This window comes from Gordonia sp. YC-XJ4, assembly GCF_059511865.1.
Genome location: NZ_CM183447.1, coordinates 2,869,960 through 2,881,334, shown reverse-complemented (window position 1 = coordinate 2,881,334; position 11,375 = coordinate 2,869,960). Strand labels below are relative to the sequence as shown.

Genomic DNA, 11,375 nt, shown 5'->3' with positions numbered 1-11,375 from the left:
CTCAGCGCTTCTTGAGCCGCAGACGCGAATAGGTGAACACATACAGGATCACCGCGATCACCAGCAGCACCCCGAACGCCAGTCCGGCGTGAGCGGGTGAGGTCTGCCAGAGTGAGACCTTCTGGGTCGCGTCGGGATTGATCGTGGGCAGATCGACTGCGCCCGCCGACGCCACGTAGCCCCAGTACGACGGGAAGATCCACGAGAGCTGTTGTAGGCCGGGCTTGTCCAGCGCGAACAGGCCACCGCAGAACACCAACTGCACCATGATGATGATCACCAGCGGTGGCATCGCCTGCTCCTGCGAGCGAACCGCCGCCGAGATCGCCAGACCGACCAGGGTCGACACGCACGCCAGCGCGGCGATCGCAACGAACAGGGCCACCGGCGGCGGCACCAGCGGACCACCGAGATGCGGCAGCCCACGGCCGGCGAAGGTGATCGCGACCATCACCGCGCTCTGCAGCATCGCGGTGCAGAAGAACACCACCACCTTGGCCCACAGGTAGGCGCCCGGTCGCAGCCCGACCGCCCGTTCGCGTTCGAAGATGTCGCGCTCGCCGACCAGGTCGCGCATCGTCAACGCCGCACCCATGAACGCCGCCCCCACCACCAGCACGACGAGGATCTGCACCGCCTCGACCGGGTCCTTGGCCGCCGGACGCGGCGGGATCAGGTTGGGGTCGGCGGCCATCTTGGCGTTGAATCCATCGCTGCCCGGGATGACCAGCGTCAGCAGGCCCAGCACCACCGGCAGCAGGACCAGGAACGCCAGGTAGCCGACGTCGGCGAAGATCAGGCGTATCTGCCGGCGACCGATCGTGCTCGACTGTCGCGTGAAGCTGGTCTGCGGCACCGGTATCGGGGGCCCCGGCGGTCGCGGCGGTGGTGGTGGTGTCGGCGCTCGTCTGCCCTGCAAATAGCGCATGTGCGCGGTGTCGGGGGCATCGGCGACGAAGGCGAAGATCTCCGCCCAGTCCGAGGTGCCCATCGCGGCACCGACCTGTGTCGGCGGTCCGCAGTAGGCGGTCTTTCCGCCCGGCGCCAGCAGCAGCACCTGGTCGCACATCGACAGATAGGTCAGCGAGTGGGTGACCACCAGGACCACGCGGCCGGCGTCGGCGAGGCGGCGCAGCGTCGACATCACCTGGCGGTCGAGGGCCGGATCGAGGCCGGAGGTGGGCTCGTCGAGGATCAGCAGCGAGGGCCCGGTGAGCAGTTCCATCGCCACCGACGCGCGTTTCTGCTGGCCGCCGGAGAGCTTCTCGACGCGTGTGTCGACGTGCTCGGTGAGCTGCAGCTCGGCGAGCACACCGTTGATCACGTTGTCGCGGTCGGCTTTCGACAAATCCGGCGGCAGACGCAGCTCGGCGGCATAGCGCAGGGCCTGGCGCAGGGTGAGCTTGTGGTGCAGGACGTCCTTCTGCGGCACCATGCCGATCCGGGTGCGCAGCGAGTCGTATTCCTCGTGGACGCTGCGGTTCTCGAAGGTGACCCGCCCGCTGGTCGGCGAGTTCAGCCCGGCGACGATGCGCGAGACCGTCGACTTGCCTGCACCCGAGGGGCCGATCACCGCGGTCAGCGATCCGGGTCGGGCCGAGAACTCGACGTCCTGCAGGAGTTTCTTACCCCCGTCGACGACGAGGCTCACACCGTTGACCTGAAGGCCACCGGCGACCACATCCTGGGACTGGCCGCGCATCAGGCTTCCGCCGGACACCACGAAGTCGCTGTTGCCGATGGTGACGACATTGCCGTCGGTCAGCCGAACCCGTTGCACGCGTTGGCCGTTGACATAGGTACCGTTGACGCTTCCCAGGTCTTCGATGTACAGACCGTCGGGTCGGGACAGCACCCGGGCGTGATGGCGCGAGGCGAGTACGTCGCTGACGACGATGTCGTTGTCGGGGGTGCGGCCGATCGACTGTGAGCCGGCCAGCGAGATCGTCTCGCGGCCCGGACGTTCGGCGCGTCCGGGCAGCTGGTAGATCGCCGAGACGTTCTGCTTGAGTGCCTGCAGGTGCGGCGCATCGGCGAGTTCAGCGGGCATCGGCGCGACCGCCCCGGGTTCGTAGGAGCCGGGCGCCGGCACACGCATCGGTATCCGAGCAGAACCTGCAGCGACCGGTCGTGGACCGGATCCCGCCGGGCCGGGCGGGGCAGGAGGTGGGCGTCGTGGGGGTTGCGGCGGAGGCGGGACCGGCGAACCCGGCCGCGCGACGGCGCCGTACGGCTGCCCGGCGGGGCCCGCCGCCGGCGGGGCGTCGAGCGCCACCTCGACGAGCGGGCCGGTGGTCGCGTCACCGAGCCGGAAGCCCGCGCCGCCGGTCAGTGGCAGTTCGGACACCCGTTGCGGACCATGGAAGAAGCCGTTCGTGCTGCCTGCGTCGACAGCCCACCAGCCGGTCCCCCGCCACTCGATCGACAGGTGATGCCGAGAGACCAGCGGGTGGTTCACGACGACGTCGTTGTCGGGGGTACGGCCGATACGAACCCGTGGCGAATCGCCGAGTCGGTGCGTGATCCCGGCGACCGTCAGCCGGCCGGGGATCATCGAGACGCTGCTGTTCATCACCGACAGACTCTAATGCGTCCGAGGCCACCCGTCCCCGCCTCGTCGTGTGCATGACGGACAAATCGGGGGTGTCGGCGAAAGGTGCCGACGACACAGGTGGGGGTCGGACGAGAGCTGCCCACTCCCGAATCGGGAGTGGGCAGCGCCGAGCCGGTCCCGGACCGGTGTCGACCTAGAGGTACTGGCCGGTGTTGGTCTCGGTGTCGATGGCGCGGCTCGCGCCCGAACTCTTGCCGGTGACCAGCGTGCGGATGTAGACGATCCGCTCGCCCTTCTTGCCCGAGATCCGGGCCCAGTCGTCGGGGTTGGTGGTGTTGGGCAGATCCTCGTTCTCGGCGAACTCGTCGAGGATCGAGTCGAACAGGTGCTGCACCCGCAGACCCGGTGCGCCGGTGTCCAATTGCGACTTGATGGCGTACTTCTTGGCCCGGTCGACGACGTTCTGGATCATCGCACCGGAGTTGAAGTCCTTGAAGTACATGACCTCTTTGTCGCCGTTGGCGTAGGTCACCTCCAGAAAGCGGTTCTCATCACTCTCGGCATACATGCGCTCGACGACCTTCTCGATCATCGCGTTGACGCATGCGGTCCGGTCGCCTCCGAACTCACCGAGGTCGTCGGCGTGCACCGGTAGTGACTCGGTGAGGTACTTGGAGAAGATGTCGATCGCCGACTCGGCGTCGGGACGTTCGATCTTGATCTTCACGTCGAGTCGTCCCGGCCGCAGGATGGCGGGATCGATCATGTCCTCACGGTTGGAGGCACCGATGACGATCACGTTCTCGAGGCCTTCGACACCGTCGATCTCGCTGAGGAGCTGCGGGACCACGGTGGTCTCCACGTCCGAGGAGACACCGGAGCCACGGGTCCGGAAGATCGAATCCATCTCGTCGAAGAACACGATGACCGGGGTCCCCTCCGACGCCTTCTCCCTGGCCCGCTGGAAGATCAGGCGGATGTGTCGCTCGGTCTCGCCGACGAACTTGTTGAGTAGTTCGGGGCCCTTGATGTTGAGGAAGTAGGACTTGGCTTCCTTGGCGTCGTCGCCGCGCACCTGGGCGATCTTCTTGGCGAGCGAATTGGCCACCGCCTTGGCGATCAGCGTCTTACCGCAGCCGGGAGGACCGTAGAGCAGCACACCCTTGGGCGGACGCAGCGCGTAGTCGCGGAAGAGATCCTTGTGCAGGAACGGCAGCTCGACGGCGTCGCGGATCTGCTCGATCTGCCGACCGAGGCCACCGATGTCCTCGTAGCCGACGTCGGGCACCTCCTCAAGCACGAGATCCTCGACCTCGGCCTTGGGGACGCGCTCGAAGGCGAAGCCCGCCTTGGTGTCGATGAGCAGGGAGTCACCGGGGCGCAGCTTGCGACGCTTGCCGTCCTCGCCGTCGACCTCGCCACGTAACGGCTCGGCCAGCCACACCACGCGCTCCTCGTCGGCGTGCCCGACGACGAGTGCGCGGTTGCCGTCACCGAGAACCTCACGCAGCGTGCTGATCTCGCCGACCGAATCGAAGTCGCAGGCCTCGACGATCGTCAGCGCCTCGTTGAGGCGCAGGGTCTGACCCTTGTGCAGCACCTCGGTGTCGATGTTCGGCGAGCACGTCAGGCGCATCTTGCGCCCCGAAGTGAACACGTCGACGGTCTGGTCCGGATGGATCTCGAGCAGCACGCCGTAACCACTCGGGGGCTGTCCGAGCCGGTCGACCTCTTCGCGCAGGGCGACGAGTTGCTGACGCGCCTCTTTCAGGGTTTCGAGGAGCTTGGCGTTGCGGGCGGTGAGGTTGTCGACGCGATCCTGGAGATCCTTCGGATCCGACGCCCGGGTGAACGCCGAGCGCTCCCGTTCCGCACGCGCCGCGGCCAGAGGCGGGGTGTAGGCAGGGGTGAACGTCTCCCCCGCATCGACGTCGCGCGTACGCGCGGGGTCGACGTCGCGCGCATGCGTGGACTCGCTCGGGTCATTGCTGCCCGTGTTCTCCACCGAGGCTTCATGGCGATCAGATTCGGTCATTACTGACTCCTCTCCCCGGCAATCGCTCCCAATGGAGCGCTTGCGCCGTAACACCACGCTACCGGCAGGAGAGAAGAATCGCCGTGCACTGTGCGAGGAGAGATGTTGATGGTGTGTTAAATGTGCGTCTTCGCAACGTATTAGCGATGTTTCCGGCGCGGCGGTGCGCGGATTCAGCCCCGCGTGGGGCGCCGTTGCGGCCGGAGCGTGGTGGTGCCCTCGGCCAATCGTCGTGCCGTGATCAGAAACGCGGTGTGTCCTTGCATTTTGTGTTCGGGCCGGACCGCGAGGCCGACCGCGCTCCAGTCACGTACGAGCGACTCCCAGGCCCGAGGCTCGGTCCAGCACTCCTGGTCGCGCAGCGCCTCGATGACACGCGACAATTGCGTGACCGTCGCCACATAAACCGTCAAGACTCCGCCTGGTTTCATGATCGAACGCACCACATCGAGCGGCTCCCACGGCGCGAGCATGTCGAGGATGACGCGATCGAATTGCTCGGTGACGGCGATATTCGCCAGATCGTCGATCACCAGCGACCAATTCGCCGGATGGCCGCCGAAGAACGTCTCGACATTGCGCTGGGCATGCTCGGCGTGATCTTCGCGGATCTCGTACGAGGTCACCTCGCCACGCTCGCCGACGGCGCGCAACAACGAGCAGGTCAACGCACCGGACCCGGCACCGGCCTCGAGCACTCGCGCACCGGGGAAGATGTCACCTTCGGTCACGATCTGCGCGGCATCCTTGGGGTAGATGACCTGTGCACCGCGGGGCATCGACAGGACGTAGTCGACGAGGAGCGGACGGAGCGCCAGGTATTCGGTTCCGCTCGTCGCCGCGACGATGCTCCCCTCGGGCGCGCCGATGAGGTCGTCGTGTGCGATCGCACCGCGGTGGGTGTGGAACTGTTTCCCGGTTTCCAGGATCACCGTGAACTTGCGGCCCTTGGCGTCGGTGAGCTGGACCCGGTCCCCGACGACGAACACGCCACTCGACGCCATCAGGTGGTGCTCTCGCGCAGCATGGGGGTGTTCCTCTCGGGGCTGGTGTTACATGTGTTGTCTACTGTGGCAGGACGTTTCCACTGTCGAGGATGTGGTCCCCCACCGCGCGCGGCGCTTGTCACCGACGCTCGCGGCGTTTGTCGCCGATGTACTCGGGTTTGTCACAGCCGCGCCCTACCCTGCCAAATGTGACGACCACAGTTTCTCCCGGGTCCACCCAGGCCACTGCTGCACCCGCCCCGGCCGCGGGCGGCCCGACCCCGGACGAGGTGTCCGCGCCGGGCTCCGGGCGCGGTCTCGTCGGTCGGCCGTTGGCTCTGTCACCCTCTCGTGCCGCCGACTTCAAACAATGCCCGCTTCTCTATCGCTATCGTGCGATCGACCGGTTCCCGGAGACACCGACGAAGGCCCAGACCCGCGGAACCGTCGTCCACGCCGCACTCGAGAACCTCTTCGACATGCCGGCGTCACTGCGCACCCAGGAATCCGCGGACTTTCTGGTGGAGGGGGCCTGGGCGGCGCTGTGCGAGGCCGATCCGACGCTGGCCGAGTTGATCGGACCCGGCGATCACGAGGCCTTCCTCGCCGAGGCGCACGGACTCATCGAGAACTACTACCGGATGGAGAATCCGACGGCCTTCGATGCGGCCGCGGTGGAAGAACACGTCGAGATCGAGGCCGATGACGTGCTCATGCGCGGTTTCATCGATCGGATCGACATCGCACCCACCGGGGAAATCCGTGTGGTCGATTACAAGACCGGTCGCGCGCCCGGTGAGGCATATGAGGCCAAGGCGCTGTTCCAGATGAAGTTCTACGCGCTGGCGATCCTGCGGATTCGGGGGGTGGTCCCCGCCCGTCTGCAACTGATGTATCTGTCCGACGGGCAGGTGCTCACCTACACCCCCGATCGCGACGAGCTCGAGCGTTTCGGCCGCACGTTGTCGGCGATCTGGCGGGCCATCCGGGCAGCCGTCGCCTCCGGCGACTTCCGGCCGCGTCGATCACGCCTGTGCCGGTACTGCGAACATCACGAACGGTGCCCAGAGTTCGGCGGCGAGATTCCCGAATACCCCGGTCCGCCACCGGGTTTCACGGCCTGAGCCGACGCTCGGCCGGGTGGTGTGTCAGGTCACCCGGCGTTGGTGGCGCCCGAAGCGCCGTCGCCTGAGCCCCCGTCAGTTGCGCCGGCCGTGCCTGTTGTTGCCGTCCCTGTCGTACCCGAGGTCACGGTGTCGGCGTGCCGACCACTGCCCTGCAGGCGGTGCCGTCCCCCGCCCTGTTCGGGCTGATCGGCCGGGGACTGCTCCCCCGTCCCGGCGCTCCCCGTCTGGGTGGTTCCCGTCTGGGTGGTTCCCGTCTGGGTGGTGGACGTCTGGTCGCCGCCGGGCGCCTCGGGCGCTCGATGTCGCCCGGCGGTCGTCGGTGCAGTGAGCGCCGAATCCTGTTGGGGTGCAGTGGTCTCGCTCGGCGCGACGGCCTGACTCAGCGGTGCGGTCTGGCTCGGTGGCGCGGGCTGGCTCGGTGGCGCGGTGTCACCCAGCGGCGCCGCGGTGTCGGGTGCGGATGCGGTCCGGGCTTGTGGCGACGATGCCGTGCGTTGGTCCGGGCTGATCACGACCGGTACGGCCGCGTTGTCGACGGCGGGGCCTTGCAGCGGATAGAAGGCGTTGTTGACCTTGTCCCAGCGCGCGACGTCGGCGGTGTCGTAGCCGATCCCGAGTTCGTCGTTGACCAGCATCGCCAGCATCGTCAACGGATGGTGATCAGGCTGATAGACGAGGTAGGTGGTGTTGCCGTCCTGGCTGTACAGCGTGGTCGGTTCCTGGCTGTAGTCGATCAGGTCCCCGTAGTTGTCGGCGCCCATGCCGGAGTGGATGGTGATGAAGCCTGCCGCGTCGACGAGGAGCGAACTCACCGGCCGATACCAGACCCACTGGAAGTTGGCGACCGGATCACCCACCACGATCACCGAGGTCACCGGCAGTTGGTCACCCGTCGCGCCCGGATCGCGAGCACCGTTGGATTCCGCACCGAACGCCTCGAAAAACGCCCCCACCAGCGGTTGCTCGGCGGCCCAGGCCTTCAACCCCCACGGGGAGCGCGGATCGGAGATGAGAATGATGTGCGAGTTGGCCGTGTCGATCGAGCCCGAGCCGACGGCCTGTTCGGCAGCGTTGCCCAGCGCTTCGGCGCCCTGGGAGTAGCCGGTGTAGACGACGTGGGGCGCGGTGGGCGCAAGCTTCTGAAACTCCTGCATCACCGTCAGATTGTTGTCGACCGCGATATCGCGCGACTGGTCGTAGGTGGGCGCGAAGATCGGGAGCACTGCGCCGGACCGTCCCGAGGTGAGCGGGGCAAGTGATTCGGGATAGTCGATGACGATGGTCTCGCGACCGGCGCGCATGCCCTTGATCCGCGGGTACAGCGTGCCGTCGTCGGTCCCGGGTGTGACGACGATGATCGCGGAGCGGTCGGCATGGGGGTCGCCGACCGACAGCCAATCCGGACACGGATCGGGAATCGGGGTCGTGACCCCGGACTGATCGCCGGACGAGTCGCCTGCGGGAGCGACCGGACAGTCGTCCGGTGTTGCCGCGCGCACGACACCCTGGTCCTCCAGCCACGCGATGGTGCCGTCGACTCCGGCACCGGCTGCGGCAGTGGTCGCCGACAGGGTCATCGGTACGACCGCACCGAGACACAGCGCGCATCCGGCGGCCGTACTCGCGACCGCCTTTCGTACTCCGTACAAGACGTCTTCCCCTCGATCGATCACCGCGTGGACGTCGCGGATCCACCAGGGCTCCCATCAATGAGTCATGTTGCCCGCTGTTCGTGATCAACATGCTCGGATCGACGGTGGTGAACGAAGTTCATCCTGGACGTTTGACCGGTCGAACCCGGTGCAAATCCACGAAGATTCACCCGATCGGACGAACAGTTGCGATCGTTTAACCGACTTCGACTCCCGGCCTGTACCCACCCCGGAGCGGACTATGCCGACTCACATAGGCTGTGGTCGTGGAGACCAGTTACTACGTTCCGGAGGGTTCGGGTTCGGACGGGTTCGAATACTTTCGACCGACGTCGGCGACCATCAGTCCGTGGTCGTCGGACATCCAGCACGGGGGTCCTCCCACCGGACTGTTGATGCGGGCGCTCGAGCACGCGGCGCCGGAGACGTCGATGCACTTCACCCGAGTGACCACCGAGATCCTGGGTGCGGTCGGGCTCGAGATGAATCGGGTTCGGGCGCAGGTGATCCGGCCGGGCCGCCGCATCAGCATGGTCGCCGCCGACCTCGAGGTCGTCCAACCCGACGGCTCGTATCGTCCGGTGGCCCGGGCGGTGGCGTGGCGATTGCGCGCCCACGACACCTCGACGATCGCGGTGCGTCCCCAGTCGCCGCTGCGTCCGACACCCGAGGACATCGATGTGAAGGTCGGCGTCACCGCGGATAGCTCACTCGGGGTCGACTGGGGCACCGAGGGATTCATCGGCTCGACGGAGTCGGCGGTCACGACGGGCAGGCTCGGCGCCACACCGGCGGTCTGGCTACGGCCGGCGGTCGAACTCGTCGCCGGGGAGAAGATCTCCGATCTGCAATCGATCATGACCGTCGTCGACGTCGCCAACGGCCTCGGCACCCGATTGCGTCCGGACGAGTGGACGTGGATGAACACCGACACAACCGTGCACTTCTCAACGGTGCCGTCCGGGCAGTGGCTCGGCATCGACGCCGAGTTGGCCGCGGGTTCCGACGGATTCGGCGCGACCTTCGCCGATCTCTACGACGCGGACGGGTTCATCGGACGGTCCGCGCAGACGGTGCTGCTCGACGGCCGCTGAGTGGCAACCGGCGGCCTACGCCCGTAAGGCTCAGAACCGGCAGGACCGGATGTCGGAGGCCAGGATCGCCCGCACACCGAGTTCGGAGAGTTCGTCCATCAGGTTCTGGTGGCTCTTGCGCGGCACCATCGCGCGCACGGCGACCCAGTCCGGGTCGGCCATCGGTGAGACGGTCGGCGATTCGAGGCCCGGGGTCAGCGCGATGGCCTGATCGAAGATGCCGCGGGGGCAGTCGTAGTCGATCATCACGTACTGCTGACCGAACACCACGCCCTGCACACGTTTGACGAATTGCCGTGCGCGCTTGTCGGTGTCGGTACCGGCACGACTGATCAGCACGCCTTCGGAGTCACACAGCGACTCACCGAACGCGGCCAGTCCGTGCTGACGCAGCGTCCGTCCGGATCCGACGACATCGGCGATCGCGTCGGCCACGCCGAGCTGGATGGAGATCTCGACCGCTCCGTCGAGGCGGATGATCTCGGCCTCCAGTCCGCGCGAGGCCAGGTCGGCGCGGACGAGATTCGGATATGACGTCGCGATCCGTTTGCCTGCGAGGTCGGCGACGGTCCACTCCTGATCGCCCGGTGCCGCATAGCGAAAGGTGGAGCTGCCGAACCCCATGGCGAGCTCCTCGTCGACCTCGGCGCCCGAGTCGCGCGCGAGATCGCGGCCGGTGATGCCCAGGTCGAGGGTCCCGGCGCCGACATAGATGGCGATGTCCTTGGGACGCAGAAAGAAGAACTCGACGTCGTTGGCGATGTCGAGGACGGTCAGGTCCTTGCTGTCGGTCCGCTTGCGGTAGCCGGCCTCGGCCAGGACGGCGGCCGCCGACTCCGACAGCGCGCCTTTGTTGGGTACTGCGACTCGCAGCATGATCACTCCAGGGGTAGCCGGTGAGCTGAGGGGATGACGGGCGATGGGCCGCGCCGGATCGGGCGCGACCTACAGATGGCGGTAGACGTCGGCCGGCGAGAGACCGCGCTTGATCATCATCACCTGCAACCAGTAGATGAGCTGGGAGATCTCCTCACCGAGCGACTCATCGGACTCGTGCTCGGCGGCGAGCCACACCTCGCCGGCCTCCTCGATGATCTTCTTGCCGAGGGTGTGCACGCCCGCGTCGAGAGCGGCGACGGTTCCGCTGCCGGCCGGCCGGGTCTGTGCCTTGTCGGTCAGCTCGGCGAACAGCTCGTCGAAGGTTTTCACGAGTTCCTATCCTCGCACGTGGGCTGTTTCGAGTTCGGCGAGGGTGACCCCGACGAGCGAGGTCCGGAACTCCCGCAGCGGACCCGGCGGAATCGGCGCCGTCGAGGGCACCACGAGCGTCGTGCATCCGGCTGCGGTCGCCGACGAGGTCCCGGTCGGCGAATCCTCGACCGCGCGGCATCGGCGGGCGTCGACCCCGAGGAGCTCCGCCGCCCGCAGATACGGATCCGGTGCCGGCTTGCCTGTGGCGACCTCGTCGCCGCACACCGTGACGGCGAAGAACCGCCGGTCGAGGGTGTCGAGGGCGAGCTCGGTCAGTTCGCGGACGGTGTTGGTGACCAGTGCCATCGGGATACCGGCCGCGGCTACGAGTTCCAGCGTCTCGCGGGCGCCCGGTCGCCACGGCAGGTCGTCGGCGAACAGTTCGGCGACCCGGTCGAGCAGCCAGCGTTCGTCGCGGGCGTGATCACGCTCGGCCGCCGAGAGTCCGGCGGCGTCGTAGACCTTGTCGAGTGCGTCGTCCATGGAGTTGCCCAGCGTCGACTCCCGCAGTCCCGGGGTCATCGGATAGCCGTGTCGCAGCGAGAGTTCGGCGACGGCGATGTCCCACAGGCGTTCCGAGTCGAGCAGGGTGCCGTCCATGTCCCAGAGGACGGCGTCGGGAGTACGACGATCGGCGGTTGTCGGCACGAGAGAATCATCGCCGACGAGCGGTGAT

9 protein-coding genes are annotated in these 11,375 nt (G+C 67.2%); 2 read left to right on the top strand and 7 right to left on the bottom strand.

The genetic code is table 11. The features are described from left to right. Nucleotide 1 precedes the first annotated feature (1 nt). The 3 genes from AC5ZH6_RS12660 to AC5ZH6_RS12650 all read right to left on the bottom strand — a co-directional run bounded on the left by AC5ZH6_RS12660 (nt 2) and on the right by AC5ZH6_RS12650 (nt 5,593). Nucleotides 2-2,554 carry an FHA domain-containing protein gene (locus tag AC5ZH6_RS12660; RefSeq protein WP_006370156.1) on the bottom strand — a complete coding sequence of 851 codons (2,553 nt, stop codon included), beginning with the start codon at nt 2,552-2,554 and terminating at the stop codon, nt 2-4. 193 nt (nt 2,555-2,747) lie between these two features. Beyond that, complete coding sequence (gene arc, locus AC5ZH6_RS12655; RefSeq protein ID WP_006370155.1) at nt 2,748-4,589, bottom strand: proteasome ATPase; 1,842 nt, start codon at nt 4,587-4,589, stop codon at nt 2,748-2,750. Nucleotides 4,590-4,762: 173 nt separating this feature from the next. Next, nucleotides 4,763-5,593: a tRNA (adenine-N1)-methyltransferase gene (locus tag AC5ZH6_RS12650; protein WP_006370154.1), complete on the bottom strand. Its 831-nt coding sequence runs from the start codon at nt 5,591-5,593 to the stop codon at nt 4,763-4,765. 191 nt (nt 5,594-5,784) lie between these two features. On the opposite strand from AC5ZH6_RS12650, the gene AC5ZH6_RS12645 reads away from it, so the two are divergent. Beyond that, on the top strand, nt 5,785-6,699 hold the full coding sequence (locus AC5ZH6_RS12645; RefSeq protein ID WP_035727954.1) for a RecB family exonuclease: 915 nt from the start codon (nt 5,785-5,787) through the stop codon (nt 6,697-6,699). A gap of 29 nt (nt 6,700-6,728) precedes the next feature. Here AC5ZH6_RS12645 and AC5ZH6_RS12640 read toward each other — a convergent pair whose 3' ends face one another. Continuing rightward, complete coding sequence (locus AC5ZH6_RS12640) at nt 6,729-8,351, bottom strand: PE-PPE domain-containing protein (protein WP_035727970.1); 1,623 nt, start codon at nt 8,349-8,351, stop codon at nt 6,729-6,731. 263 nt (nt 8,352-8,614) lie between these two features. Here AC5ZH6_RS12640 and AC5ZH6_RS12635 point away from each other — a divergent pair, with 263 nt between their 5' ends. After that, nucleotides 8,615-9,448, top strand: coding sequence for a thioesterase family protein (locus tag AC5ZH6_RS12635; RefSeq protein ID WP_035727951.1), 834 nt, complete (start codon nt 8,615-8,617; stop codon nt 9,446-9,448). A 30-nt stretch (nt 9,449-9,478) separates the two neighbouring features. Here the strand turns inward: AC5ZH6_RS12635 and hisG are convergent, their stop codons facing one another. The 3 genes from hisG to AC5ZH6_RS12620 all read right to left on the bottom strand — a co-directional run bounded on the left by hisG (nt 9,479) and on the right by AC5ZH6_RS12620 (nt 11,347). Next, a complete protein-coding gene (gene hisG, locus AC5ZH6_RS12630; RefSeq protein ID WP_006370150.1) occupies nt 9,479-10,324 on the bottom strand; it encodes an ATP phosphoribosyltransferase in 846 nt (281 codons plus the stop codon). A gap of 69 nt (nt 10,325-10,393) precedes the next feature. Continuing rightward, nucleotides 10,394-10,657, bottom strand: a complete 264-nt coding sequence (locus AC5ZH6_RS12625) for a phosphoribosyl-ATP diphosphatase (RefSeq protein ID WP_006370149.1) — start codon at nt 10,655-10,657, stop codon at nt 10,394-10,396. Between the two features lie 6 nt (nt 10,658-10,663). Beyond that, nucleotides 10,664-11,347, bottom strand: coding sequence for an HAD family hydrolase (locus tag AC5ZH6_RS12620; RefSeq protein ID WP_006370148.1), 684 nt, complete (start codon nt 11,345-11,347; stop codon nt 10,664-10,666). Between the last annotated feature and the right edge of the window lie 28 nt (nt 11,348-11,375).